At 51.9% G+C, this 25,903-nt stretch carries 23 protein-coding genes; 14 read left to right on the top strand and 9 right to left on the bottom strand.

Annotation, left to right across the window (positions count from 1 at the left end; genetic code table 11):
- The first annotated feature begins 16 nt into the window (after positions 1-16).
- Positions 17-1,186: a glycosyltransferase family 9 protein gene (locus tag ACMYSL_RS17110; RefSeq protein WP_304260925.1), complete on the top strand. Its 1,170-nt coding sequence runs from the start codon at positions 17-19 to the stop codon at positions 1,184-1,186.
- A gap of 51 nt (positions 1,187-1,237) precedes the next feature.
- On the opposite strand, the gene ACMYSL_RS17105 is transcribed toward ACMYSL_RS17110, so the two are convergent.
- Together ACMYSL_RS17105 and yeaG are read right to left on the bottom strand one after the other, a co-directional pair.
- The gene (locus ACMYSL_RS17105; protein WP_434659168.1) at positions 1,238-2,521 is read right to left on the bottom strand and encodes a YeaH/YhbH family protein; all 1,284 of its coding nucleotides are present in this window, start codon (positions 2,519-2,521) and stop codon (positions 1,238-1,240) included.
- Positions 2,522-2,653: 132 nt separating this feature from the next.
- Positions 2,654-4,588 (bottom strand): protein kinase YeaG, encoded by a 1,935-nt coding sequence (gene yeaG / locus ACMYSL_RS17100; protein WP_181482625.1) that lies wholly within the window; start codon positions 4,586-4,588, stop codon positions 2,654-2,656.
- A gap of 426 nt (positions 4,589-5,014) precedes the next feature.
- Here yeaG and ACMYSL_RS17095 point away from each other — a divergent pair, with 426 nt between their 5' ends.
- Together ACMYSL_RS17095 and ACMYSL_RS17090 are read left to right on the top strand one after the other, a co-directional pair.
- Complete coding sequence (locus ACMYSL_RS17095; RefSeq protein WP_182238022.1) at positions 5,015-5,761, top strand: MipA/OmpV family protein; 747 nt, start codon at positions 5,015-5,017, stop codon at positions 5,759-5,761.
- 93 nt (positions 5,762-5,854) lie between these two features.
- Positions 5,855-6,709: an aldo/keto reductase gene (locus tag ACMYSL_RS17090; RefSeq protein ID WP_434659166.1), complete on the top strand. Its 855-nt coding sequence runs from the start codon at positions 5,855-5,857 to the stop codon at positions 6,707-6,709.
- 94 nt (positions 6,710-6,803) lie between these two features.
- Here the strand turns inward: ACMYSL_RS17090 and ACMYSL_RS17085 are convergent, their stop codons facing one another.
- On the bottom strand, positions 6,804-7,688 hold the full coding sequence (locus ACMYSL_RS17085) for a D-hexose-6-phosphate mutarotase (RefSeq protein ID WP_434659164.1): 885 nt from the start codon (positions 7,686-7,688) through the stop codon (positions 6,804-6,806).
- Positions 7,689-7,763: 75 nt separating this feature from the next.
- Positions 7,764-8,759, bottom strand: coding sequence for a glyceraldehyde-3-phosphate dehydrogenase (gene gapA, locus ACMYSL_RS17080; RefSeq protein ID WP_110273585.1), 996 nt, complete (start codon positions 8,757-8,759; stop codon positions 7,764-7,766).
- A gap of 339 nt (positions 8,760-9,098) precedes the next feature.
- Here gapA and msrB point away from each other — a divergent pair, with 339 nt between their 5' ends.
- A complete protein-coding gene (msrB, locus tag ACMYSL_RS17075) occupies positions 9,099-9,512 on the top strand; it encodes a peptide-methionine (R)-S-oxide reductase MsrB (RefSeq protein WP_182238028.1) in 414 nt (137 codons plus the stop codon).
- 43 nt (positions 9,513-9,555) lie between these two features.
- The gene (locus ACMYSL_RS17070; RefSeq protein ID WP_110273659.1) at positions 9,556-9,831 is read left to right on the top strand and encodes a YeaC family protein; all 276 of its coding nucleotides are present in this window, start codon (positions 9,556-9,558) and stop codon (positions 9,829-9,831) included.
- Positions 9,832-9,885: 54 nt separating this feature from the next.
- On the opposite strand, the gene yajD is transcribed toward ACMYSL_RS17070, so the two are convergent.
- A complete protein-coding gene (gene yajD, locus ACMYSL_RS17065; RefSeq protein WP_112217055.1) occupies positions 9,886-10,230 on the bottom strand; it encodes an HNH nuclease YajD in 345 nt (114 codons plus the stop codon).
- Between the two features lie 102 nt (positions 10,231-10,332).
- Positions 10,333-11,586, bottom strand: a complete 1,254-nt coding sequence (locus ACMYSL_RS17060; protein ID WP_434659163.1) for a glycoside hydrolase family 18 protein — start codon at positions 11,584-11,586, stop codon at positions 10,333-10,335.
- 328 nt (positions 11,587-11,914) lie between these two features.
- Between ACMYSL_RS17060 and ACMYSL_RS17055 the strand changes: the two genes are divergently transcribed.
- The 9 genes from ACMYSL_RS17055 (at position 11,915) to ACMYSL_RS17015 (ending at position 21,871) form a co-directional block, all read left to right on the top strand.
- Complete coding sequence (locus ACMYSL_RS17055) at positions 11,915-12,991, top strand: zinc-binding dehydrogenase (protein WP_112217053.1); 1,077 nt, start codon at positions 11,915-11,917, stop codon at positions 12,989-12,991.
- 27 nt (positions 12,992-13,018) lie between these two features.
- Entirely contained in the window at positions 13,019-14,398 is a 1,380-nt protein-coding gene (locus ACMYSL_RS17050) for an MFS transporter (protein ID WP_142515113.1), read from the top strand.
- A 17-nt stretch (positions 14,399-14,415) separates the two neighbouring features.
- On the top strand, positions 14,416-15,459 hold the full coding sequence (locus tag ACMYSL_RS17045) for an NAD(P)-dependent alcohol dehydrogenase (RefSeq protein ID WP_434659162.1): 1,044 nt from the start codon (positions 14,416-14,418) through the stop codon (positions 15,457-15,459).
- Positions 15,460-15,483: 24 nt separating this feature from the next.
- Entirely contained in the window at positions 15,484-16,320 is an 837-nt protein-coding gene (locus tag ACMYSL_RS17040; protein WP_096757304.1) for a ketose-bisphosphate aldolase, read from the top strand.
- A 4-nt stretch (positions 16,321-16,324) separates the two neighbouring features.
- The gene (locus ACMYSL_RS17035) at positions 16,325-17,272 is read left to right on the top strand and encodes a carbohydrate kinase family protein (protein WP_434659161.1); all 948 of its coding nucleotides are present in this window, start codon (positions 16,325-16,327) and stop codon (positions 17,270-17,272) included.
- A gap of 9 nt (positions 17,273-17,281) precedes the next feature.
- A complete protein-coding gene (ydjG, locus tag ACMYSL_RS17030) occupies positions 17,282-18,265 on the top strand; it encodes an NADH-dependent methylglyoxal reductase (RefSeq protein WP_434659160.1) in 984 nt (327 codons plus the stop codon).
- 136 nt (positions 18,266-18,401) lie between these two features.
- On the top strand, positions 18,402-19,160 hold the full coding sequence (locus ACMYSL_RS17025) for a DeoR/GlpR family DNA-binding transcription regulator (protein ID WP_110273574.1): 759 nt from the start codon (positions 18,402-18,404) through the stop codon (positions 19,158-19,160).
- A 132-nt stretch (positions 19,161-19,292) separates the two neighbouring features.
- Positions 19,293-20,651 (top strand): MFS transporter, encoded by a 1,359-nt coding sequence (locus tag ACMYSL_RS17020; RefSeq protein ID WP_304258389.1) that lies wholly within the window; start codon positions 19,293-19,295, stop codon positions 20,649-20,651.
- Positions 20,652-20,890: 239 nt separating this feature from the next.
- Positions 20,891-21,871, top strand: a complete 981-nt coding sequence (locus tag ACMYSL_RS17015; RefSeq protein WP_434663922.1) for an IS110 family transposase — start codon at positions 20,891-20,893, stop codon at positions 21,869-21,871.
- A gap of 220 nt (positions 21,872-22,091) precedes the next feature.
- Here ACMYSL_RS17015 and pncA read toward each other — a convergent pair whose 3' ends face one another.
- The 3 genes from pncA to sppA form a co-directional block, all read right to left on the bottom strand.
- Positions 22,092-22,733, bottom strand: a complete 642-nt coding sequence (gene pncA, locus ACMYSL_RS17010) for a bifunctional nicotinamidase/pyrazinamidase (protein WP_434659159.1) — start codon at positions 22,731-22,733, stop codon at positions 22,092-22,094.
- Positions 22,734-22,743: 10 nt separating this feature from the next.
- The gene (gene ansA, locus ACMYSL_RS17005; protein ID WP_182238040.1) at positions 22,744-23,760 is read right to left on the bottom strand and encodes an asparaginase; all 1,017 of its coding nucleotides are present in this window, start codon (positions 23,758-23,760) and stop codon (positions 22,744-22,746) included.
- Positions 23,761-23,892: 132 nt separating this feature from the next.
- Positions 23,893-25,746: a signal peptide peptidase SppA gene (sppA, locus tag ACMYSL_RS17000; RefSeq protein ID WP_434659158.1), complete on the bottom strand. Its 1,854-nt coding sequence runs from the start codon at positions 25,744-25,746 to the stop codon at positions 23,893-23,895.
- Positions 25,747-25,903 lie beyond the last annotated feature (157 nt).

The following is a 25,903-nucleotide window of genomic DNA, read 5'->3' as shown; positions in this document are numbered from 1 at the left end:
TGGTTACGAGGTTATGATGATGGAAAACACAGCGGTGCAGGTATCCCCCAGGAAGTTCAAAAAAATAAGAGAGCTGAACAGGCGCCGTAATTACTTTGTTAAGAAAGTACGCAATGTCTTGCGGGTTCATATCGCCAAAGCATTTTGGGATAATCGCAAACGCCATGATGTCGACTTGTCATCGGCTAAAACGGTTCTGATGATGCGTAATGAAGGGGCGATAGGCGATGTGGTTGTGGATTCGGCGCTGGTTAAATGCCTCCATGAGTCGGGGATGACCGTTGATTTCCTGCTGACAAAGTCAAACAGTCAGGTTATGCGGCACAATCCGCACATCCGTCGCATCTATGAAGCTGAAAATGTCGATTCCGCGGATTACCTGCGTAAATTCAAACACAATGTTCCTCAACCTGTAATTGATGAGCTTGCGAATAATAAGTACGATATTATTATTGACCCCTCGCTGTTTGATATCCCTGTACACAGAATGCTGCTGCTACGGCAAATAAAAGCTAAGTCAGTGCTGGGGTTTAATAAGTGGGCGTCGATTAACCACTACACCAAGTCCTTTGATTTTGACTGCGAAAACTGGCACGTCAGCAAGACATTTGCACTTATTGCCGATCACCTGAAGCTGGATAAAAAGCATCTGGAGTCCTATGACCTGCATATTCCGCAGGATACCTATCAGCAAGTTCGCGAGTATCTGGCCGGTTTGGATGGGCGTAAGGTGGTGATTAATATTTTTGCCGGGCATCAGGACCGCAGTTTGTCGCAGGAACAACTCGCGTCAATCATTGAAAAATTACGCTCAGAGTATCCTGATATAAACATTGTCTTGCTCGATCATCGCAATGAGATCCGTATTCCTTTGCCCGAAAAGGTGAGGGTGAATCCGTTTAAAACGCTGCACCATACTATGGCGCTGATTGCACAAGCTGATTTGGTTATCTCACCGGATACTTCCGTTGTGCATATGGCGGCGGCATGGAAAAAACCGCTGATCGCCATCTATAAAGATGTGCGCATGAACAATCGGCTTTGGGCTCCGGGCTATGACAACGCGCGGCAGATCATTGTCCAGTGCGGTAAGGTGCATCAGAAGCAGAACCTCGCCAGCCTGATTATGGCTGAGATTGATTCTGACCTGCTGCCACTGACGCCGGAGTGTGAACGAGTTGGCTAAGTGAGGGCGGAAACAGCCAGCAACAACGCGTCGCTGGCTGTTTTGGATTGACTAACTGTCGGTTTTTGACGTCTGCTTGTGGAACAGTTCGCGGAACACCGGATAGATATCCTCCGGGTCGCGGATATGTTGCATGGCAAAGTTCTCGAACGTTGACTGCAGGTGCTCATATTCGCGCCACAGCGTCTGATGCGCGCGTCGGGTTATCTCGATATAGCTGTAGTAACGCACTACCGGTAGAATTTTCTTCGCCAGCAATTCGTGACATAACGGCGAGTCATCAGCCCAGTTATCACCATCCGATGCTTGTGCGGCGTAGATATTCCACTGCCCCGGGTCGTAACGCTCCTTGACCACTTCATCCATCAATTTCAGGGCGCTGGAGACAATCGTGCCGCCGGTTTCCTGCGAATAAAAGAATTCGTGTTCATCGACCTCTTTAGCTTGCGTATGGTGGCGTATATAAACGACATCCACGTTTTTATAGGTCCGGCTGAGAAACAGATACAGCAGGATGTAAAAACGCTTGGCCATATCCTTGGTTGCCTGATCCATCGATCCGGAGACGTCCATCAGGCAGAACATCACCGCCTGGCTTGAAGGCTCTGGTCGCTTTTCATAGTTCTTGTAGCGTAGGTCAAAAGTGTCGATAAACGGTACGCGGTCGATTTTCGCCCGTAGCTCGGCAATCTCTTTACGCAGGCGTTCCTCTTCCAGCAGCTGTGCCGGTTCGCTTTTGCTGATGATATCCAGATCTTCTTCCAGCGCGTGCAGTTGCCGACGCTTACCCGCTGTCATTGCAGTACGCCGCGCCAGCGAGTTTTGCAGCGAGCGAACGACGCTGATATTAGCCGGTACCCCGTTGGCGGTATAACCTGCACGGTGGCTCTTAAACTCTGTCAGCTGCCGTTGCTGATTTTTTTTCAGGTTTGGCAGGGCCAGATCTTCAAATAACAGATCCAGATATTCATCTTTCGAAATCTGAAAGACGAATTCATCTTGTCCTTCGCCGTCGGCGCTGGCTTGTCCCTGACCGCTGCCACCACCGCCACCGCCGCCCTGTGGGCGTTCGATGCGGTCGTTTTGTACAAAGTGATCGTTACCCGGGTGCACGCGATTGCGCAGCCCGCCGCGACCCTGATGAAACATCGGCTCGTTAATATCGTCCGTTGGGATGGAGACGGACTCTCCGCTCTGAATATCAGTCACCGAGCGCTTATTGATGGCCTCGGAGATCGACTGTTTTATCTGCGCTTTATAACGGCGCAGAAAGCGCTGCCTGTTGACTGCGCTTTTGTTTTTCCCGTTCAGGCGTCGGTCTATGAACCAGGTCATATGCCCTCCTGTACTGCATTTGCCAACTGATGCCCTTGGTCATTCCGGCGGGAGCGTGTGCCCCGCAGCAGAATGTCACTGGGTATACGCAGTTTTATTAGCCCGGCAGTTATTGCCTGTCGGGCTGGTCTATCAGGATGATTTACGGACCCGCAGATACCATTCGCACAGCAGACGAACCTGCTTGCGGGTATAACCTTTCTCCATCATGCGGTCGACAAAATCATCGTGTTTCTTCTGCTCATCGGTTGACGTTTTCGCGTTGAAGGAAATAACCGGCAACAGCTCTTCGGTATTGGAGAACATTTTCTTCTCAATAACCGTGCGCAGTTTTTCGTAGCTGGTCCAGTTTGGATTACGCCCGCTGTTATGTGCTCTGGCGCGCAGCACAAAATTGACGATCTCGTTACGGAAGTCTTTCGGATTACTGATCCCGGCCGGCTTCTCGATTTTTTCCAGTTCCGCATTCAGCGACTCGCGGTCAAACAACTGACCGGTATCCGGGTCGCGATACTCCTGATCCTGAATCCAGAAGTCGGCGTAGGTGACATAACGGTCAAAAATGTTCTGCCCATACTCAGAATAGGATTCAAGGTAGGCAGTCTGGATCTCTTTACCGATAAACTCAGCGTATTTCGGGATCAGATAGCCTTTGAGGAACTCCAGGTAACGCTCGGATTGCTCCTGCGGGAACTGTTCGCGCTCGATTTGCTGTTCCAGGACGTAGAACAGATGTACCGGGTTAGCAGCGACCTCCGCGTGGTCGAAGTTGAATACCCGCGAAAGGATCTTAAAGGCGAAGCGGGTGGACAGGCCGTTCATCCCTTCGTCGACACCGGCATAATCGCGATACTCCTGGTAGGATTTCGCTTTCGGATCGGTATCTTTCAGGCTCTCGCCATCATAAACGCGCATTTTTGAGTAAATGCTCGAGTTTTCCGGCTCTTTCAGGCGCGACAGAATTGAGAAGCGCGATAGCGTTTCCAGGGTGCCTGGGGCGCAAGGCGCATGGGTCAGTTCACTGTTGTTAAGCAGTTTTTCGTAGATACGGATCTCTTCCGAGATGCGCAAGCAATAAGGTACCTTGACGATATACACACGGTCGAGGAAGGCCTCATTGTTTTTGTTATTACGGAAGGTAACCCATTCCGATTCGTTGGAGTGGGCAAGGATAATCCCGTTGAACGGCAGGGCTGAGATCCCTTCGGTCCCGTTATAGTTCCCTTCCTGAGTGGCGGTCAGCAGCGGATGCAGCACCTTAATTGGCGCTTTGAACATCTCCACAAACTCCATCAACCCCTGGTTGGCACGGCACAGGGCGCCGGAATAGCCGTAGGCATCCGGGTCATTCTGCGCGTAGTGTTCCAGCTTACGGATATCCACTTTCCCCACCAGCGCGGAGATATCCTGGTTGTTCTCGTCACCCGGCTCGGTTTTGGCGATGGCAACCTGTTCCAGTATGGATGGCCAGACTTTGACCACGCGGAATTTAGTGATATCGCCGCCGAAATCATGCAGACGTTTGGCCGCCCATGGCGACATGATAGTCCCCAGATAGCGGGTAGGCACGCCGTACTCTTTCTCAAGAATCTGCGCATCTTCCTGCGGATTAAAAAGGCACAGCGGGTGATCGTTAACCGGGCTGCGCTCCCCGTTGGCGCTCAGAACGTAAATCGGGACGCGCTGCATTAAGGACTTCAGGCGTTCGGCAAGCGATGATTTACCGCCGCCCACGGGTCCCAGCAGATACAGAATTTGTTTCTTCTCTTCCAGCCCCTGAGCGGCGTGTTTTAAGTAAGAAACAATCTGCTCAATGGCATCTTCCATACCGTAAAACTCTTCAAACGCCGGATAGCGTGCGACAACCCGGTTTGAAAAGAGACGGGATAGCCTGGGTTCCAGGGCCGTATCGACCATGACCGGCTCACCGATGGCCATCAGCAATCTTTCTGCTGCGTTAGCATAAGCACTGCGATCTTGCCGACAGATGGTAAGAAACTCCTGCAGTGTGAACTCTTCGTCCTTGGCAGCTTCATAACGCTGGCGATAGTGATCGAATATATTCATGGCATGCCGTCCTTTCGTATTTAGCACAGGTTGAGAGCCGTTCATATGAATAGTGGGAGCTCCCGGAAGAGGTAAGCCGCACAACGTTCACTGATTCTCCAGCAACCCTTATGCCAGGTTGGCGAAGTCTCTGGATAACGTGCCCCGCAATTACTTCTTCTAAATTAAAGCGTAGATGCATTTGGAAAACTTGCATGGCACAGAAAATCAATTTCAATGACATATCAATAACTCATCAAGAAAAGCGACGGCTTTACTCACGTCTTGTCAACGGGCGTCATCACGCTGTCATTTTGTTGTCAGCCTGCAGTCATCTGAGGATGAGAAATTAGTTAGTTTAGTGTAATGACAGGTAAAGAATTTGAGGCATGACGTTTACAACGTTAAACTGCCTGCGCTGATTATTTGACAACAGGAATATGGATCGTGACTAAAATCAAACTTCTGGCACTTGGTGTGTTGATTGTGACTTCAGCATCCGTCGTACACGCTGAAGGGAAGTTCACTTTGGGTGCGGGTGTGGGTGTCGTCGAACATCCTTACAAGCAGTACGATGCTGATGTTTACCCGGTGCCTGTTATTAATTATGAGAGCGATAACTTCTGGTTTCGTGGTTTAGGTGGTGGTTACTACCTGTGGAATGATACCAATGATAAGCTCTCGATTACCGCCTACTGGTCGCCGATGTACTTTAAGCCGGGTGATAGTGACAGCCAGCAAATGCGTCGCCTGGATAAACGTAAATCTACAGTGATGGCCGGGCTTTCTTACGAACACCATACACAGTACGGTTTCCTGCGTACCGCCCTGGCAGGCGATACGTTGGATAACAGTAACGGCATTGTGTGGGATCTGGCCTGGCTGTATCGCTATACCAACGGTAACCTGACGCTTACGCCGGGTATTGGCGTGGAGTGGAATAGCGACAATCAGAACGAGTACTACTATGGCGTTTCGAAGCATGAATCAGATCGCAGCGGTATGCGTAGCTACGATCCGGATAGCAGCTGGAACCCGTACCTGGAGCTGTCGGCAAACTATCGTTTCCTCGGCGACTGGAGCGTATACGGCGTTGCGCGCTATACCCGCCTGTCTGACGAAATCACCGATAGCCCGATGGTGGACAAATCCTGGAGCGGTGTGATTTCTACCGGGATCACTTACTCCTTCTGATTGTGCTTCTTTACAAGGCAATTCGTGCATCAAAACAGGGCGTAATGCCCTGTTTTGCATTACGGTGGTGCAATCAAACGACAGGAGGAATTTATGGCAGAAAGGACAATACGTTTTGGTGAGCATGATGCAGTCCCGGTAATTGGTCAGGGTACCTGGTATATGGGCGAAAATCAGGCGCTGCATGCTCAGGAGGTCGCTGCACTACGTGCGGGCATCGATCTGGGGCTGACGGTTATCGACACGGCGGAAATGTACGCTGATGGCGGTGCGGAAGAGGTGGTGAGCGAAGCGATTCGCGGGCAGCGTGACCGTGTAGTGCTGGTTTCCAAAGTCTATCCCTGGAATGCTGGTGGGCGCAAAATAGCCAGCGCCTGCGAAGCCAGCCTGCGCCGCCTGAATACCGACTATCTTGATCTGTATTTGCTGCACTGGCGCGGCGATTATTCATTGCAGGAAACGGTTGAAGGCATGGAAGCGCTGGTGGCGCAGGGGAAAATTCGTCGCTGGGGCGTGTCGAATCTCGATTACGATGATATGCAGCAGCTCTGGCAGACGGACGGTGGCGATCAGTGCGCGACCAATCAGGTGCTCTACCACCTGGCTTCCCGCGGTATCGAGCATGACCTGCTGCCGTGGTGCCAGCAGCAGCGGCTGCCGGTGATGGCCTACTGCCCGCTTGCTCAGGCCGGACGCCTGCGCAATGGACTTTTAAATCATACCGTTGTGAAAAATATCGCTGAAGTTCGAGGCGTCACCGCCGCACAAGTGCTGCTGGCGTGGGTGATTAGCCATCAGGGTGTGCTGGCTATCCCAAAAGCAGCAAGCATCGAGCACGTAGAGCAAAACGCTGCGGCGCTGGAAATTGTGCTCAGTGCCGAGGAGCTGGCGCTTCTGGATAAAGCCTATCCGGCACCGGGAAGAAAAACGCCGCTGGATATGGTTTAAAGAAAAACCCCGACTCAGCGGGGCTTAAGTACAGTAGGCCGGGCAAGGCGTTGGCCGCCGCCCGGTACAAATACAAGACTATCCAATCTGGATCTTAGCGTTTCACCACGCGAATGGTTTGCGCCAGGCGCGAAGGTTTCTCTTCGCTGGCCTTCTGTGGCTCGATCGCGCAGCAGCTTTCTACACAGACGAAGGTTTTATAACCATCGTCAGGCATATCGCCCATGCTGATAGAAAGCGCCGGTCCTGGGTTCCAGCCTACCACGTTGCTGTTATGGTGATGGATAACGTCGATGTTGCGGTTCAACGCGTCGTCATGAATTACGCTGCAGGCATCCGCATTCAGATAAACGCGGTCGGTACGGTCAGGGAACGTCTGTACGCCGTCGCTTAATACACCCTCTTCGGCATTATTGACTTTATCAACGTAACGATCGCCAAGGCCGCTCACTTTCACCGCGGCGATATCACCAACGTTGAAGTAGGTGTGCAGGGCGGAAGTGGTTTCAAATTCGCCGTGTGCTTCCAGCTCAATCTCACAGGTTTTACCCAGTTTGAAACGGGCTAATAGCGTGAATTCGTGCGGCCAGTACTGGCGAGTCGCATCGCTGCTTTGCAGTTCAAAGGTCAGCACCGCGCCGTTGTCGTCTTCTTTATGCGCTTTCAGCGTCCACGGCAGATTGCGCGCGAAGCCGTGTGAAGGCAGGCCTTGCTGTGCCGCTGGGCCAAACCACGGCCAGCAAATCGGCACGCCGCCGCGCAGGGCAACGCCATTTTTGAACGGTGTGTTACCGCTGAGCCACAGAACTTCTTCTTCTCCGGCAGGTCTCCAGGAGAGCAGGTGAGCGCCCTGGAGGGCAAAGGAGGCTTTAACCTGCGGATGGTCAACGACGATTAGCTCAAGGTCATCAAGCTGACGGCGGGAGAGGACAGGGGTAAGCTGTTCGATAATCGGGAGAGCAAAAATTTTATCAATCATTACGCAATCCTTTAATGCTCAGATAAAAAAAAGAGCGACCGAAGTCGCTCTTACAGATTACTTTCTCATCTCAACTTATTTGGAGATGTGAGCAATCAGGTCCAGAACCTTGTTGGAGTAACCCGTTTCGTTGTCGTACCAGGAAACCAGTTTCACAAAGTTGTCGTTCAGAGCGATACCTGCTTTAGCATCGAATACTGAAGTGCAAACTTCGCCGTTGAAATCGGTAGATACAACGTCGTCTTCGGTGTAGCCCAGAACGCCTTTCATTGCGCCTTCGGAAGCAGCTTTGATTGCTTTCTTAATTTCTTCGTAAGAAGCAGCTTTTTCCAGACGAACGGTCAGGTCAACAACAGATACGTTAGGAGTCGGAACGCGGAACGCCATACCGGTCAGTTTGCCATTCAGTTCTGGCAGTACTTTACCTACAGCTTTAGCAGCACCGGTAGAGGACGGGATGATGTTCTGAGCTGCGCCACGACCGCCGCGCCAGTCTTTGTGAGACGGGCCATCAACGGTTTTCTGAGTTGCGGTGGTCGCGTGAACGGTAGTCATCAGACCTTCGATGATACCGAAGTTGTCGTTGATAACTTTAGCCAGCGGAGCCAGGCAGTTAGTGGTGCAGGATGCGTTAGAAACGATGTCCTGGCCTTCGTATTTGTCAAAGTTAGCGCCTTTAACAAACATCGGAGTGTTGTCTTTGGACGGGCCAGTCAGAACGACTTTTTTCGCGCCAGCAGTGATGTGTTTACGAGCAGTCTCGTCAGTCAGGAACAGACCAGTTGCTTCAGCAACTACGTCAACGCCTACTTCGTTCCACTTCAGGTTAGCCGGATCACGCTCAGCGGTAACACGGATTTTTTTACCGTTAACGATCAGATGACCGTCTTTCACTTCAACGGTACCGTTGAAACGGCCGTGAGTGGAGTCATACTTCAGCATGTATGCCATGTAGTCAGCGTCTAACAGGTCGTTGATTGCAACGATCTCGATGTCAGAACGTTCCTGAGCAGCACGGAAAACAATGCGACCGATACGGCCAAAACCGTTGATACCTACTTTGATAGTCATATATTCCACCAGCTATTTGTTAGTGAATAAAAGGTTGCCTGTAAAATTACAAAAACCTTACGCAGCGTCAAGCGGAATCGTGTCAATCATTGCGACAAATCAATCCTCAGCATACCTTTGCGCGATTGATTTACCCCACTTTCCCTTTGAGCCCAATTCCATATGGGGGCTGCGCCCGGAATTTTAAAGGGCATTAAAGATAAAAACGTGATCTTAATCACAATTGCGTAGCTGCCTTTTGGCATCGCCTAAGTTTAGAACAAAAGTTCACGCTTCATTGTTAATATTTTGTTAGAATTGACGCGAAAAGTTGTCCTTTACACAGCGAGAAGCAAGCCAATGTCGAATAAACCCTCCTCGGACGAGCTCAAAAAAGATTTGAGCGAGATGCAGTTTTACGTGACGCAGAATCACGGTACTGAACCGCCGTTCACCGGGCGGCTACTCCACAACAAACGCGATGGCGTCTATCACTGCCTGGTGTGCGATGCAGCGCTGTTTCACTCGCAAACCAAGTATGATTCAGGCTGTGGTTGGCCGAGTTTTTATGAGCCAGTCAGCGAGGACGCGATCCGTTATCTAACGGACTACTCCCACGGTATGCAGCGCACTGAAATTCGCTGCGGAAAATGCGATGCTCATCTTGGACATGTGTTCCCGGACGGTCCGCAACCCACCGGCGAGCGTTTTTGTGTTAATTCGGCGTCTTTAAGCTTCACCAATGATGAAAATGGTGAGCAAATTAAAGGTTGAAAAACCGATTCAGCAAATTATTCCAAAGCGGGGCTGGCGGAAGATGGAAATTGAACAAATTATCGATAGCATGACGCCGGAAGTTTATCAGCGTCTGGCGACGGCAGTGGAGCTGGGGAAATGGCCGGATGGCGTGGCGTTAACGGCGGAGCAGAAGGAGAACAGTCTGCAACTGGTTATGCTCTGGCAGGCCCGACACAACGTTGAAGCGCAGCATATGACTATCGACACCAACGGACAAATGGTGATGAAGAGCAAGCAGCAGCTAAAGGTTGAGTTTGGCATTACGCCTGAACCGATTGCGACGTTTAAATCCTGATAGCCTGGCCCGGCTGTTGAACGCCGGGCGCTGAAGCGTAATGAGCGCCTGGCGTTACTTCTTATTCATCATTGCTTTCAGATCGGCAAATGGGTTGTATTTTGCTTCGCCGATGTCTTTCTGCGCATCTTCGCCCGCCACCACCGTGGAGCCATACTGATCGGCTTCAGTGTATTTGGAATGTTCATGGTCGTGGCAATACAGGCACAGCATCTCCCAGTTGCTACCATCTTCCGGGTTATTGGAGTGATCGTGGTCGATATGGTGCACCGTTAACTCACGCAGGTTCGAATAAACAAATTCGCGCGAACAGCGCCCGCAGACCCAGGGAAAAATTTTTAGCGCCTTTTCGCGATAACCGACTTCAAGACGGGCGTAGTTTTTGGGGATAAAAGCCATAAGACCCCATGCCTCCTATAGAAAATGAAAAACTGCGCCAATGTCTGGCGCAGCGGATGGTGATAATCATAACCTATTGTGCCTGGCATGGCACAGAGTCGATCAGTGCTTGATCCCTAACGTCTCTGCGAGCTGTTTCGCTAACTGGTTTTGATCGTCCGCGCCGTACTCCCAGAACATCGCGCCTCCCAGGCCCTTGCTCTTGATGTACTCCGCTTTGATAGCCACCGAGCGTGGGTTCTCGTAGGAGAGGGCGAACAGCGCTTTACCGTCAGCCGACTGCACCGACAACCACGGGACCTTCGCTTCATCATCCCAGTGCTGAGTAAAACGCTTCTGCGGATCGTTGATTAGCTTCGCCACAATGTCGTTGTATTTCACATAGGTATCTTTGGTCAGATCAAAGCCTAACGACTTGAACAGCTCAACTTGCTGTGCTTCGAAGTAAGGCTGCGTCGCCGGATTTTTCTGTGCATCAGGTTTGCTCCAGTCGATGCCCGGCTCGACGGCGCGTTTAGGCACCCGGCCATAGAAACCAATTCCCAGGTTCATCTGGCTCGGTTTTAGACCAGCGGCAAGATAGTTATTGACTACAAAATCGGCGCTGTATTTATCCGCCGCCGCCACCGTCGGCCACTGCGTCGAGTCATACAGGTTGGAGTTGAAGTACTGGGTGCCGTACGCCATGTCGTATGTCATCAGGTTGATGTAATCAAGCGACGGGGCAATCGCTTTCACATCCACCCAGCTTTTCGGACTCTCCGCGTTTGCGCCCACGGCAATGGTGACCAGCTTGTTATGCCCAAAGGCCGCCCGTAGCTCTTTCAGCAGGGCAGTAAAGTTATCCCGGTCGGCCGGTTGGCTGGCGACCAGCCCCCATGCGCCGTTGACCGGATACTCCCAGTCGAGGTCGATACCATCAAGACCATATTTTTCAACAATACCCTGTGCTGACTGAATAAATACCGCACGGGTCTCCTTCGTTGCCGCTGCGCCAGAGAAGCCGCGTGCCCCCCAGCCGCCGACGGAAAGCAGAACTTTCAGATTCGGATTCTGCTTACGCAATGTGGGAATTTTCTGCAAATCAGCCTGCACTTTCGGTGATAGCCAGATTTGATGCAGCTTGCTGGTGTCTTTTAGAGCGTCGTTGGTTTCGTCTTTTTCGTCGTTATAGACCAGACCAAACGAGTAGTTGAGATGGGTAATCTGGCGCACGTCCAGTTTATCGATATCGCCGCCGGGACCGGCAGTGACGTCACCACCGCCGTTAAAGTAGCCGACGGACATCAGTGAGTTAGCGGAAACAACGCTCGCGCAGAGCAGGGGTAATGCTGCCAACAAAGGCAAAAGTTTCATATCTGATCCTCTTTGACTAAAAAAGACATTAAAAACAAACACGCCACGGAAATGGCGTGGCGAAAAAACAACCTTAGCAGGCTAGCATCATCCACAGTACAAAACTGCGAAGGTGTTCACGGCTGTACGTATAAGCGCAGCGGCACGCCTGTCGATTTTTCTTTCTTCCAATCCTCCACCTTCATGTAGCACCCATTTCGCGGTATTTGTGATCTAAGTTGTGAAATGCAGATCATTATCTGTGTTTTAAAGATTTAATGTTGACCTTGAAGATATTGTGGTTAAGTATTGGTGCCACTGATGCAAACTAAACACAAAGGAAGACGCAATGAAAGCACTGGCAAGATTTGGTAAGGCCTTTGGCGGCTATAAGATGATTGAGGTTCCGGAACCGGTATGCGGTCCGGATGACGTAGTGATTGAAATCAAAGCGGCGGCCATCTGCGGCGCGGACATGAAGCATTACAATGTCGACAGCGGTTCCGACCAGTTCAACTCCGTTCGTGGCCATGAATTTGCGGGCAACATTGTGCGGGTGGGGGAAAAGGTCAAGGACTGGAAAGTTGGCCAGCGGGTGGTTTCTGACAACAGCGGACACGTCTGCGGCGTTTGTCCAGCCTGCGAACAAGGTGATTTTCTGTGTTGCACAGAAAAAGTGAATTTGGGTCTGGACAACAATACCTGGGGCGGTGGATTTTCGAAATACTGTCTGGTGCCGGGGGAAATCCTCAAAATTCACCGTCACGCGCTGTGGGAAATTCCGCAGGGCGTTGATTATGAAGAAGCGGCAGTGCTGGATCCCATCTGCAACGCCTACAAATCTATCGCCCAGCAATCTAAATTCCTTCCAGGCCAGGATGTGGTGGTCTTTGGTACCGGTCCATTGGGCCTCTTTTCGGTCCAAATGGCGCGCATTATGGGGGCCGTCAATATCGTGATGGTCGGGCTGGAAGAGGATGTTGCTGTACGCTTCCCGATCGCCAAAGAGCTGGGCGCGACAGCTGTTGTTAACGGTTCCACCGAAGATGTGGTCGCGCGCTGCCAGGAAATCTGCGGTAAAGACAATCTGGGGCTGGTCATCGAATGCTCCGGTGCCAATATCGCCCTTAAACAATCGATCGAAATGCTGCGCCCGAATGGTGAAGTCGTTCGCGTCGGCATGGGCTTTAAACCTCTCGATTTCTCCATCAACGACATCACTGCGTGGAACAAAAGCATCATTGGTCATATGGCCTATGACTCCACGTCCTGGCGCAACGCCATCCGCCTGCTGGCCAGCGGCGCGATCAAAGTTAAACCAATGATCACTCACCGTATCGGCCTGTCGCAATGGCGAGAAGGCTTTGACGCCATGGTCGATAAAACCGCGATTAAAGTGATCATGACTTACGACTTTGATGAATAACCCCATTTATTAAAGGAAGGTTCCCGGATGGAACAGATAGCAAAACCGCACTGCGGCGCCAGGCTGGACAGGCTGCCTGACTGTCGCTGGCACTCATCGATGTTTGCCATGGTCGCCTTTGGATTACTGGTGTGCTGGAGTAATGCCGTCGGCGGATTAATTCTCGCGCAGTTAAAAGAACTTGGCTGGACCGATAATTCCACCACCGCTACGTTTTCCGCCATTACCACGGCGGGAATGTTTCTCGGTGCGCTTGCCGGGGGAATTATCGGGGATAAAACCGGGCGCAAAAATGCCTTTATCCTGTATGAAGCGATTCATATTATCGCCATGGTCGTGGGGGCGTTTTCGCCAAATATGACCTTCCTTATTGCCTGCCGTTTTGTGATGGGGGTGGGATTAGGTGCGCTGTTGGTGACTCTGTTTGCCGGGTTCACCGAATATATGCCTGGCAGAAATCGCGGTACCTGGTCCAGTAGGGTCTCGTTTATCGGTAACTGGTCTTATCCGCTGTGCTCGCTGATTGCGATGGGACTGACGCCGTTAATCAGTGCTGAATGGAACTGGCGCGTGCAACTGCTGATCCCGGCGGTGCTATCGCTGATTGCCACCGCCATTGCCTGGCGCTGGTTCCCCGAGTCGCCTCGCTGGCTGGAGTCTCGTGGACGTTACGCGGAAGCCGAAAAAGTGATGCGGGCAATAGAAGAGGGCGTGGTTCAGCAGACCGGTAAGCCACTGCCGCCAGTGGTGATAGAAGATGACGGCAAGGCACCGCGCTCTGTTCCGTATTCGGCTTTATTAACCGGCGTATTACTCAAGCGCGTTATTTTAGGTTCCTTTGTTCTGATTGCCATGAACGTCGTGCAGTACACCTTAATTAACTGGCTGCCGACGATATTTATGACCCAGGGCATTAACCTGAAAGATTCCATTGTCTTAAATACCATGAGTATGTTTGGTGCGCCGTTTGGAATATTTATCGCCATGCTGGTGATGGATAAAATTCCCAGAAAGACCATGGGGGTGGGCTTATTAGTATTAATCGCCGTGCTGGGATATATCTACTCGCTGCAAACCAGCATGCTGCTGATTACGTTAATAGGCTTCTTCCTGATTACCTTTGTGTATATGTACGTTTGCTACGCCTCAGCGGTATATGTACCGGAAATATGGCCAACCGAAGCGAAACTGCGTGGCTCCGGACTGGCAAATGCGGTGGGGCGTATCAGCGGCATCGCTGCGCCTTACGCGGTCGCAGTATTGCTTAATAGTTACGGCGTGACGGGAGTGTTTGTACTGCTCGGGGCGGTCTCCATTATTGTCGCCATTGCCATCGCTACTATCGGAATTGAAACCAAAGGTGTCTCTGTCGAAAGTCTCGGTATTGATGCAGCCACCAGCAAATAATATTGATGGGAAAGAAAATGCAAAATTCAAAAGCAATATTAAAAACGCCCGGCACGATGAAGATTATCACCGCCGATATGCCGGTACCGAAAGAGCATGAAGTGCTGATTAAAATTGAATACGTCGGTATTTGCGGCTCAGATGTTCATGGTTTCGAATCGGGTCCTTTTATTCCGCCAAAAGACCCCAACCAGGAAATTGGCCTCGGGCACGAATGCGCGGGTACGGTGGTGGCGGTAGGGAGTAGGGTATCCAAATTTAAACCTGGCGACCGGGTCAATATTGAGCCCGGCGTGCCGTGCGGCCACTGTCGTTATTGTCTGGAAGGTAAATACAACATCTGCCCGGATGTCGATTTTATGGCTACCCAGCCAAATTATCGCGGTGCGCTAACCCACTATCTGTGTCACCCGGAGAGCTTCACCTACAAGCTGCCCGATAATATGGACACCATGGAAGGGGCGCTGGTAGAGCCTGCGGCGGTAGGGATGCATGCCGCGATGCTGGCGGATGTTAAACCAGGGAAGAAAATCGTCATTCTGGGGGCCGGTTGTATCGGTTTAATGACTCTGCAAGCCTGTAAGTGCATGGGGGCAACCGACATTGCGGTGGTGGATGTGCTGGAAAAACGCCTGGCCATGGCCGAGAAGCTTGGGGCGACGACCGTCATCAACGGGGCAAAAGAGGACACGGTAGTCCGCTGCCAGCAATTCTCAGGCGAAATGGGGGCCGATATTGTTTTTGAAACCGCCGGTTCAGCCATCACCGTTAAGCAGGCCCCTTATCTGGTGATGCGTGGCGGCAAAATCATGATTGTCGGCACGGTACCCGGTGATTCGGCGATTAATTTCCTCAAAATTAACCGTGAAGTCTCGATTCAGACCGTCTTTCGCTATGCCAACCGCTATCCGGTCACCATTGAGGCCATCTCCTCCGGTCGTTTCGATGTGAAGTCGATGGTGACGCATATTTACGATTATGAAGATGTTCAGCGCGCGTTTGATGAATCCGTTAATAACAAACGCGACATTATTAAAGGCGTTATTAAAGTTAATCATTAATTAATTGAAAAGGGAGAAATAACCATGCTAGCAGATATTAAATATTGGGAAAACGATGCCCAGAATAAACATTATGCTATTGCCCACTTTAACGTGTGGAATGCGGAAATGTTAATGGGGGTGATTGATGCGGCGGAAGAGTCGAAATCGCCGGTAATTATCTCGTTCGGCACCGGGTTTGTCGGCAATACCTCGTTTGAAGATTTTTCGCATATGATGGTTTCTATGGCGAAAAAGGCCTCGGTACCGGTCATTACCCACTGGGATCACGGACGCAGTATGGAGATTATCCATAACGCCTGGACCCACGGCATGAACTCGCTGATGCGTGATGCTTCCGCTTTTGATTTCGAAGAAAATATTCGCCTGACCAAAGAGGCGGTCGATTTCTTCCACCCGCTGGGTATTCCGGTCGAAGCAGAGCTGGGCCATGTGGGGAATGAAACGGTCTACGAAGAGGCGCTGGCCGGTTATCACTACACTGACCCAAGCCAGGCGGCTGAGTTTGTCGAGCGTACCGGCTGTGACTCGCTGGCGGTAGCGATTGGTAACCAGCACGGCGTCTACACCTCCGAACCGAAACTGAACTTTGACGTGGTTAAACGCGTGCGCCAGGCGGTATCCGTTCCGCTGGTGCTGCATGGTGCCTCCGGCATTAGCGATGCGGATATTAAGAAAGCCATTTCATTAGGCATTTCGAAAATCAATATTCACACCGAACTGTGCCAGGCCGCGATGGTGGCGGTGCAGGAGAACCAGGACCAGCCGTTCCTGCACGTAGAGCGTGAAGTACGTAAAGCCGTAAAAGAGCGCGCGCTGGAGAAAATCAAATTGTTTGGTTCAGACGGTAAAGCGGAATGACAATATGGATAAGATCGAGGTTATTTGTATAGGGGCGGCTATTGTTGATATTCCCTTGCAGCCGGTGAGTAAAAATATCTTTGATGTAGATTCTTATCCCTTAGAACGTATTGCCATGACCACCGGGGGAGACGCGATTAATGAAGCGACGATTATTTCTCGTCTCGGTCATCGTACTGCGTTAATAAGCCGGGTAGGTGACGATGCTGCGGGGCATTTTATTGTCGACCACTGCCGTCGGGAGAATATGGATATTCAGAGCCTGAAACAGGATGCGGATATTGATACTTCCATTAACGTGGGTTTAGTCACAGCCGATGGTGAACGCACCTTTGTCACCAACCGCAACGGCAGCCTGTGGAAACTGAATATTAACGATGTTGATTTTGACCGTTTCTCGCAGGCAAAGCTACTGTCGCTGGCAAGCATCTTTAATAGTCCCTTGCTGAACGGCAAAGCGTTAACGGCTATTTTCACTCAGGCGAAAGCGCATAAGCTCATTATCTGCGCCGATATGATTAAACCGCGGCTGAATGAAACCCTGGACGACATCCGTGAGGCGCTGAGCTACGTGGATTATCTGTTTCCCAATTTTGACGAGGCAAAACTGCTCACCGGGAAAGAGACGCTGGATGAAATCGCCGATAGTTTCCTGAGCTGCGGTGTGAAAACGGTAGTGATTAAAACCGGCAAGAGAGGCTGCTTTATCAAGCGTGCTGATATGAAAATGGAGGTCCCGGCGGTGTCGGGAATTACCGCCATCGACACCATCGGCGCGGGAGATAATTTCGCCTCGGGGTTTATCTCTGCGCTGCTTGAAGGCAAACCGCTTCGCGACTGCGCGCTGTTTGCCAACGCGACGGCGGCGATATCGGTACTCAGCGTGGGTGCCACGACGGGCGTGAAAAATAGAAAGCTGGTTGAACAACTTCTCGACGAATACGAAGGGTAATAGCGGCAGATGAAAATGATTCCTTTAGGCAGTACGGATATTACGCTCTCCCGCATGGGGCTGGGCACCTGGGCCATCGGCGGCGGTCCGGCATGGAATGGCGATCTTGATTTGCAGGTGTGTATCGACACCATTCTTGAAGCGCACCGTTGCGGCATTAATCTGATTGATACCGCGCCGGGCTACAACTTCGGTAATAGCGAAGTGATTGTTGGTCAGGCGCTGAAAAAGCTGCCGCGCGGCGAGATCGTTGTTGAAACCAAATGCGGCATTGTCTGGGAGCGGGAAGGCAGCCTGTTTAACAAAGTGGGCGACCGCCAGCTGTATAAAAACCTTACGCCTGAGTCGATTCGCGAAGAGGTGGACGCCAGCCTGCAACGGCTCGGTATCGACAGCATTGATATTTATATGACCCACTGGCAGTCGGTAGAGCCTTGCTTTACGCCCATTGCGGAAACCATGGATACGCTTAACGCGCTCAAGAAAGAGGGGAAAATCCGCTCTATTGGCGCGGCGAATGTGGATGCCGGGCATATCAAGGAGTATCTCAAGCACGGCGAGCTGGATATCATCCAGGCCAAGTACAGCATCCTTGATCGGGCGCTGGAAGCTGAACTGCTGCCGCTATGCCAGCAGAATGGCATCATCGTGCAGGTCTACTCACCGCTTGAGCAGGGGCTGTTAACCGGAACCATCACGCGGGATTATGTCCCTGGCGGTGCGCGGGCCAACAAAGTCTGGTTCCAGCGGGAAAATATGCTGCGGGTGATTGATATGCTCGAGCAGTGGCAGCCACTGTGCGATAAATATCGTTGCTCGATCCCGGCGCTGGCGCTGGCGTGGATTTTAAAGCAGAGTGATTTAATCACCCTGTTAAGCGGGGCGACGGCACCAGAGCAGGTACGTGAGAACGTCGAAGCCCTGACGATCTCGTTAACCGATGATGATTCATTATTGATGAGGCGAATGGCAGAGGCGTTGGATACGAAATAAGAGTGATGTTACTAACCTCTGTTTCTGTGTAAAAGAGTATTTAAATCTGTGATTCAGACATGTTCTTTTGAAAATAAACATAGCCTGTGAGATACTAAGGTCTTATTATTACTTTGCAGGAAACAGAGGTGTCATCGTGGCGGCAAAAGATAGAATTCAGGCCATTAAGCAAATGGTGGCTAATGATAAAAAAGTGGCGGTCTCTAATTTAAGCTCAATTTTTCAGGTGACTGAGGAAACCATTCGCCGCGATCTGGAAAAGCTCGAAGATGAAGGTTTTTTGACCCGAACGTATGGCGGGGCAGTATTAAATACTACTGCGTTGTCCGACAATATTCATTTTTATAAGCGCGCAAAGTCTTTCTTTGAAGAAAAACAGATTATTGCTCACAATGCATTACCGTTTATTAAAAATAAAACCACTATGGCTGCTGACTCCAGCAGTACCGCCATGGAATTATTAAAGCTGCTCAAGGAAAGAAACGACCTCACGTTATTAACCAACTCGGCGGAAGCATTTCATGAGCTTGCGCAGTCGGAAATTAAAGTGGTTTCTACCGGCGGTGAGCTGAATAAGAACACGCTATCGTTACAGGGGCGGATCACCAAAGAGATTATCAGCCGCTATCATGTTGATATCATGGTGATGAGCTGCAAAGGCCTGGACATGCAGAGCGGGGCACTTGACTCTAATGAAGCGGAGGCGGAAATCAAGAAAACGATGATCCGTCAGGCGACAGAAGTGGCCCTGTTGGTCGATCACTCTAAGTTCGATCGTAAAGCCTTTGTCCAGTTAGTCGATTTTAGTCATATTAATTATCTTATAACCAATAAGGCACCGGGTGCGGAGTGGATTGCATTTTGCAAAGAAAATAATATTCAACTTGTCTATTAACGTCAGGCTGGGTGGTATTATTTAAAATCGCATCGGGTTAATGCCAAAAATTAATGATGATGGATGGCGCGGCAAGTTTTACTCTGCCGCGATCGCCATACTTTATATTTTAGCTGAATTTGAGGCATCCAGATGGAACATTGTGACCCTATCGGCGCAAGATTAGATCGCTTACCCTTATCTCGATTTCATTTTCGTATTTTCGGCATTATTAGTTTCAGTTTATTAGTCACCGGTTTTCTTAGCTATTCCGGGAACGTGGTGCTGGCAAAATTAGTCAGCAACGGCTGGTCAAATAATTATCTTAATGCCGCATTTACCTCGGCGCTGATGTTCGGCTATTTTATCGGCTCGCTGACCGGCGGTTTTATTGGCGATTATCTTGGGCGGCGCAAAGCATTTCGCATTAACCTGCTGATTGTCGGGATCTCCGCAAGCGCGGCCTCTTTTGTCCCTAACATGTACTGGCTAATCTTTTTCCGCTGCCTGATGGGCACGGGAATGGGGGCGCTGATCATGGTCGGTTACGCCTCATTTACTGAATTTATTCCGCCCGCCGTTCGCGGCAAATGGTCCGCACGGTTGTCATTTGTTGGCAACTGGTCGCCGATGCTATCAGCGGCAATTGGCGTCGTGGTTATTGCTTTTTTAAGCTGGCGGATGATGTTCTTGCTCGGCGGAGTGGCAATGCTGCTGGCCTGGTATCTGTCCGGTAAGTATTTTATTGAATCTCCTCGCTGGCTGGCGGGAAAAGGGCAGCGAAGCGCCGCGGAAAAACATCTCCTGGAAGTGGAAGCGCAAATCGAGAAAGAGAAGAACATTATCTTGCCAGATTTCCAGAATAGCGAACTGAAGGCGGACGAGTACCCGGAAAGTGGTTCCTTCTGGCTATTGTTTAAAGGGCAGATGCTGCAACGCACGCTGGTGGCGATTACCGTGCTGATCGCGATGAATATTTCGCTTTATACCATTACGGTGTGGATCCCAACGATTTTTGTTAATTCGGGGATCGATGTGACAAAATCTATTTTAATGACGGCGATTATTATGATTGGCGCGCCGGTGGGGATTTTTATTGCCGCGCTGGTTATTGACCGTTTTCCGCGGCGATTATTTGGCTCATCGCTGCTGATTATTATTGCGCTGCTCGGTTATTTCTATTCAATACAAACCGAGGAGTGGGCCATTTTGAGCTATGGCCTGGTGATGATCTTTTTCCTCTACATGTACGTTTGTTTTGCCTCGGCGGTTTACGTGCCTGAACTGTGGCCGACGCATCTTCGGCTACGTGGTTCGGGCTTTGTGAACGCCGTAGGGCGAATTGTCGCGGTGTTTACGCCCTATGGTGTGGCCGTGTTGCTGACCCGCTATGGTTCAATCACCGTTTTCATTGTTCTCGGCGTGATGCTGGTGCTCTGCGCGCTAATTCTGTTTTGCTTTGGTATCGAAACGCGCAAAGTGTCGCTGGAGGAGATTTCGAGCATCGGGTGATGCTTTGCCGGTGTCCCGGAGGCGATGCCGCGCATCTGTCCGGGCTTGTATGATGACTCCATCAGAAAGAACCGGCCAGTTCTCTCTGATGGCGGTCCGGATGCCGTGTCCGGGCTTAGGCTTTCGCGCCTGTTCCGTAGATCTTTGCACCGGACTGCCGTTCTTTCTCATGTGATAAACCGGACAGTATCATGGACCGGCTTTCACCGGTAACCCGTATTCGCAAGGTTGGTTTCACTATGGAAAATGAACTGTACTTCATCGGCATTGATGTAGCCAAAGCTAAGCTCGATGTTGATATCCTGCGCCCTGATGGTCGACATCGCGGTAAAAAATTCGAAAATACGCCCTCCGGACATGAAGCGCTTGTCCGCTGGCTTCGCAGCCATGATGTGAACCATGCCCATGTCTGCATGGAGTCCACCAGTACCTACATGGAAGAGGCTGCCGCGTATCTGAGTGATGCCGGTTATACCGTCTCCATTATCAACCCCGCCCTGAGTGCCGCCTTCGCCCGTAGTGAAGGGTTGCGCAGTAAAACCGACAAAGTCGATGCCCGTATGCTGGCGCACTTCTGCCGGGAGAAACGTCCGTCAGCATGGGAGGCACCGCACCCGACAGAGCGAGCCCTGAAAGCGCTGGTGTTACGGCATCAGGCGCTGACAGAGATGCAGACGCAGGAGAAAAACCGTCAGGAAACAGCCCCGGAGGTCCAGTTAGCGAGCATCGATGTGCTCCTGGAGTGCCTGAGTGCTGAACTGAAACGTATCGAAAAACAGATAAAAGACCTGACGGACAACGACCCGGATATGAAGCAACGGCGGAAGCTGCTGAACAGCATCCCGGGTATCGGCGAGAAAACGGCGGCGGTCCTGCTGGCGTATACGGGACTGAAGCTGAGGTTTGCCACAGCGCGGCAGTTCGCCGCGTATGCAGGGCTGACGCCGGTGCAGCATGAGTCAGGCAGTAGCGTGATGCGGGCGAGCCGGATGAGTAAAGCGGGTCCGGTTCAGTTGCGCAGAGCATTATATATGCCAGCAATATCAGCGCTGTATCACACGGCGTGGGGAAAAGCGTTCAGAAAGAGACTGGAAGGGAATGGCAAACGCGCGAAAGTTATCATAGGGGCGATGATGCGCAAGCTGGCGCAGGTGGCGTACGGAGTGCTGAAGTCAGGGGAGCCGTTCGATGCGTCACAACATGGAATAGCGGTAGCGTAGGGACGAAAAGACTGCGGGAATAGAAAAACAGCACCCAGAGGGTGCTGTCGGTGGTGTGTCTGTCATCCAGAAACCGGAGAGAGCCCCGCAACTAAAAATGGTTGCCGATGCTCACAGTATCTACCAAAGCATGTGGGCCGGTAGCCCGGGCAAGGCGCTTTGCGCCGCCCCCGGGAGAAAGATCGCACGGTGTTAATATTGAGGTCTGACGCCGACAGGGTTACGCCTGAGTTTCTTCCCAGTCTGCCAGCGTATACAGCGTCGCGCCCGCCGCCGCCATTTCCATAAACGCGTGTGCGCTGTCCTGTAGCTGAATATTTACCCCGCGACAGCCGTCGGTAATCACGTTGACGGAATAGCCCAGATTCAGCGCATCAAGCACGGTAAACTTCACGCAGTAGTCGGTTGCCAGGCCAAGTACGGTTAGCTCGTCAATCCCGCGCTCGCGTAACCACGCGTCAAGCTGCGTTTTCTGCCGATGACCGTTATCAAAAAAGGCGCTGTAGCTATCAATGACCGGGTTTTCGCCTTTATGGAACACGGCGGCAATATCCTGCTGTTTAAGCAGCGGATGCAGCGCCGCGCCTTCGCTATTCTGGATGCAGTGATCCGGCCAGAAGGTTTGCGCCAGGCCATCAAGTTCGCCCTGGGTATAGGGTTCAACCTGATGCTGGCTGGCAAAGCTGCCGTGATTCGCCGGGTGCCAGTCCTGACTGGCGACCACCGTTTCACCTCTCGGCAGACTCCATTCAATAAGCCGATTGGCGATGTCCACCGTACTATCGCCCTGCGGGACGGCAAGCGCACCGCCGGCGCAAAAATCGTTCTGTAAATCGACCAGTAACAGCGCGCGCTGGGTCATGTGCATCTCCTTACTCATCGGGGGTCAGTTCGCCACGCAGGTTTTCCTGCATTGCGCTACGGATAGCCTCAACGTCCAGATTCTGGCTCAGTAAATAGTGTAGCTTGGTCAACGTGGCTTCAACGGTCATATCGAAACCGCTAATCACGCCTGCTTGCGCAAGGGCATTACCGGTGGCATAACCGCCCATATTCACTTTGCCGGACATACACTGAGTCAAATTTATCACCACGATGCCGCGCTGGCTGGCTTCGGTCAGCACCTGGATAAACTCGCCGTTTTGCGGAGCGTTACCTACACCATATGAGCGCAGAATGAGCGCCTTTACCGGCTGGAGCAGGAAGTTGCGTACCACATCGGCGGAAATACCGGGATAAATCGTTACCACGCCAATCGGCTGCGGGGTAATTGGGTGTACGATTAGCTCGCCCACGCCGTGCGGGGCCGGAGGCGTACCGAGGCGGCGGATATGGATCCCCGCTTCCAGCAGCGGCGCGAGGTTCGGCGACGCGAAGGCATTAAAACCATCGGCATGAGCTTTGGTGGTGCGGTTACCGCGATAGAGGCGGTTATTGAAGAACAACGACACTTCATTAATCGGGTAGTTGGCGGCGACGTACAGGGCGTTGAGCAGATTAATCTGTCCGTCAGAGCGCAGCTCGGCCAAAGGGATTTGTGACCCTGTCACAATGACTGGTTTACCCAGGTTTTCCAGCATGAATGACAGCGCCGAGGCGGTAAACGCCATGGTATCCGTGCCGTGCAGGATAACGAAGCCATCGTACTGGTCATAATGGTCACGAATGTCGTCAGCGATATGCTGCCAGTCCTCTGGCGTCATATCGGAAGAGTCCATCAGCGGGGCGTATTCGTGAATGGTGAAGTCCGGCATCTCCGGGCGGTGGAACTCGGGCATTAAAGCCAGCTGACGCTGTAAATGGCCGGAAACGGGAATGTAGCCGTGTTCAGAACGCTGCATACCAATGGTACCGCCGGTATAGGCAACGTAAATAGATTTCTTCTGCATAGCATCGCTTAGGTTATATATGGACCGGCGAAGTATATACCCGACACGCCGCAAGTTGCAGGGGCGTTGGCTGCTTTTGTGTGTAATGGATGAAGTGTAAAAATGCCGCCCCGTGATTGGGGCGGCAGAGGATTAACGTATATTGGCGCAGGTTAAACAGAACGCGTAACGGTTTTGCGGATCGTTGAATGCCGCCATCTTGTCGCTTTCCGCTTTCACCGCGTTAGCCGCAGCAGCCACGGGCGCAGGCAGATACGCTTGTACCGCTGCCGGCAGCGCCGCGCGGACCGAACCGGTCAGGCTATCTACCATCATTGAGAAGAAAGTGGGATCTTCCTGATAGTAATTGATATGCCACTGTTTCAGCTTCGCCAGCTCTGCAGCTTTCGCCACTGCGTCGTCGAAGTCGCCGAGGCCATCGACCAGGCCGTTAGCCTTCGCATCTTCACCCGTCCAGACGTGGCCCTGAGCGATTTGGTCAATTTTCTCAGGCGTGCTCTTACGCGCGGTCGCCACCAGGGTGATGAAGCGCTTATAGCCATTTTCGATGGTCAACTGCATCAGCTGCTGCACTTCTGGCGGCAGCGCTTTGGTGGTGGAGACGTCGGCCAGCGGTGAGGTTGCCACACCGTCGGTGTGTACGCCAATCGACCCGAGCGTATTCTCGACGGTATTAATCACCCCAAAGATACCGATGGAGCCGGTGAGGGTGCTTGGGTTCGCCACAATGTAATCCGCCGGGGTTGAGATCCAGTAACCGCCGGAAGCCGCCATACCTCCCATCGACACAACGACGGGTTTACCTGCCGCTTTTGCCGCAGCCAGCTCTTCGCGAATCACCTCTGAGGCACTGACGCTGCCGCCAGGGCTGTTGACCCGCAGCACGATAGCTTTAACTTTCGGATCCAGACGCGCGTCGCGGATCTGCGCAGCGGTCGTATCGCCACCAACGTTACCCGGCGTTTCTTCGCCATCCATTATCGCGCCGTTAGCAAAGATAACGGCGATCGCGGAGCCCTGATCGGCAGGCGTTTTCACCGTGTAATCGTAGTAGCTGATAGCGCTGTAGTTGTTATCCGCTTTGCTCCAGCCAAACTGCTTGGTCAGCGCTTTTTCCACATCCGTGGAGGTGCCCAGCTCATCAACCAGCTTGTTATCCAGCGCGTATTTTGCCGTGTCGCCATCGACTTTACGCAGTCCGTCAATCACGCCCTGAGCACCTGGGAACAGCTGCTGAGCGGTAATCTGGCGGTTGGCGGCGATGGTGGTGAGGTAGTTCTGCCACAGCTCGCCAATCCAGCGGCTGTCCGCTTCGCGGGCTGCCGGAGACATATCGTCGCGAATAAACGGTTCTACCGCTGATTTATAGGTGCCGACGCGGAACACGTGGGTAGAGACTTTGAGTTTGTCGAGCAGCGATTTGTAGTACAGACCGTTGGTGGCAAAGCCGTGCAGATCCACTTCGCCCTGCGGTGAGAGCCAGATTTTATTGGCGAAGCTAGCCAGATAGTACTGACCCTGGCTGTAGCTGCTGCCAACGGCATACACTGGCTTACCGCTGTCGCGGAATTCGCGCAGCGCTTTGCCGATATACTGCATCGACGGCTGATCGCCGCCAGCAAAATTCTTCAGATCCAGCACGATACCGGTGATGTTCCGGTCATCTTTCGCCTGACGAATGGTTTGCACAATATCGAACAGTGAGTTTTCCTGCAGACGATCGGAGCTGGCGCCAAACAGCTGACGACCAATAACCCCTAGTTTGCTGCTGGCCGAAGGTTTATCGACCACCACGCCGGTGATATCCATCAACAGCGCGCCGCGAGTGGTGTGCTCTGTTGTACTGCTGCTGAACTGGGCCCAGATGCCGACGCAGGCCAGCACCAGCACCAGGAAAACCACGTTCAGTGCGAGCTGGCGAATGAAGTTGAGTACTCGCCATGTCCATTTAAAAATTCCGGCGAGCAGTCGCCAAAGAGTTCGCATGTATTCTCCCTAAGCATTATCAAAAATGGGCGGACATCAGGGGCCGCCGCGTCTGGCTATCCTAAAGAGAGTGCCGACGGTTGTCAGCAGGAATCACCCGTTGGGCTGTAACAAAATCCTTGTGCATGTTAATTTTATGAAAAATCACATCACAGGA

Origin of the sequence: Klebsiella sp. MISC125 (assembly GCF_051131775.1) — a bacterium.
Classification (GTDB): domain Bacteria; phylum Pseudomonadota; class Gammaproteobacteria; order Enterobacterales; family Enterobacteriaceae; genus Klebsiella.
The sequence above is the reverse complement of the archived record's forward strand: the minus strand, read 5'-3'. Positions and strand labels throughout refer to the sequence as shown.

Excerpts from the sequence above, each read along its gene's own strand:
- ACMYSL_RS17110 (WP_304260925.1), top strand. The coding sequence starts at position 17 with ATGATGGAAAACACAGCGGTGCAGGTATCCCCCAGGAAGTTCAAAAAA.
- ACMYSL_RS17105 (WP_434659168.1), bottom strand. The coding sequence starts at position 2,521 with ATGACCTGGTTCATAGACCGACGCCTGAACGGGAAAAACAAAAGCGCA.
- yeaG (WP_181482625.1), bottom strand. The coding sequence starts at position 4,588 with ATGAATATATTCGATCACTATCGCCAGCGTTATGAAGCTGCCAAGGAC.
- ACMYSL_RS17090 (WP_434659166.1), top strand. The coding sequence starts at position 5,855 with ATGGCAGAAAGGACAATACGTTTTGGTGAGCATGATGCAGTCCCGGTA.
- ACMYSL_RS17085 (WP_434659164.1), bottom strand. The coding sequence starts at position 7,688 with ATGATTGATAAAATTTTTGCTCTCCCGATTATCGAACAGCTTACCCCT.
- gapA (WP_110273585.1), bottom strand. The coding sequence starts at position 8,759 with ATGACTATCAAAGTAGGTATCAACGGTTTTGGCCGTATCGGTCGCATT.
- msrB (WP_182238028.1), top strand. The coding sequence starts at position 9,099 with ATGTCGAATAAACCCTCCTCGGACGAGCTCAAAAAAGATTTGAGCGAG.
- ACMYSL_RS17070 (WP_110273659.1), top strand. The coding sequence starts at position 9,556 with ATGGAAATTGAACAAATTATCGATAGCATGACGCCGGAAGTTTATCAG.
- yajD (WP_112217055.1), bottom strand. The coding sequence starts at position 10,230 with ATGGCTTTTATCCCCAAAAACTACGCCCGTCTTGAAGTCGGTTATCGC.
- ACMYSL_RS17060 (WP_434659163.1), bottom strand. The coding sequence starts at position 11,586 with ATGAAACTTTTGCCTTTGTTGGCAGCATTACCCCTGCTCTGCGCGAGC.
- ACMYSL_RS17055 (WP_112217053.1), top strand. The coding sequence starts at position 11,915 with ATGAAAGCACTGGCAAGATTTGGTAAGGCCTTTGGCGGCTATAAGATG.
- ACMYSL_RS17050 (WP_142515113.1), top strand. The coding sequence starts at position 13,019 with ATGGAACAGATAGCAAAACCGCACTGCGGCGCCAGGCTGGACAGGCTG.
- ACMYSL_RS17045 (WP_434659162.1), top strand. The coding sequence starts at position 14,416 with ATGCAAAATTCAAAAGCAATATTAAAAACGCCCGGCACGATGAAGATT.
- ACMYSL_RS17040 (WP_096757304.1), top strand. The coding sequence starts at position 15,484 with ATGCTAGCAGATATTAAATATTGGGAAAACGATGCCCAGAATAAACAT.
- ACMYSL_RS17035 (WP_434659161.1), top strand. The coding sequence starts at position 16,325 with ATGGATAAGATCGAGGTTATTTGTATAGGGGCGGCTATTGTTGATATT.
- ydjG (WP_434659160.1), top strand. The coding sequence starts at position 17,282 with ATGAAAATGATTCCTTTAGGCAGTACGGATATTACGCTCTCCCGCATG.
- ACMYSL_RS17020 (WP_304258389.1), top strand. The coding sequence starts at position 19,293 with ATGGAACATTGTGACCCTATCGGCGCAAGATTAGATCGCTTACCCTTA.
- ACMYSL_RS17015 (WP_434663922.1), top strand. The coding sequence starts at position 20,891 with ATGGAAAATGAACTGTACTTCATCGGCATTGATGTAGCCAAAGCTAAG.
- pncA (WP_434659159.1), bottom strand. The coding sequence starts at position 22,733 with ATGACCCAGCGCGCGCTGTTACTGGTCGATTTACAGAACGATTTTTGC.
- ansA (WP_182238040.1), bottom strand. The coding sequence starts at position 23,760 with ATGCAGAAGAAATCTATTTACGTTGCCTATACCGGCGGTACCATTGGT.
- sppA (WP_434659158.1), bottom strand. The coding sequence starts at position 25,746 with ATGCGAACTCTTTGGCGACTGCTCGCCGGAATTTTTAAATGGACATGG.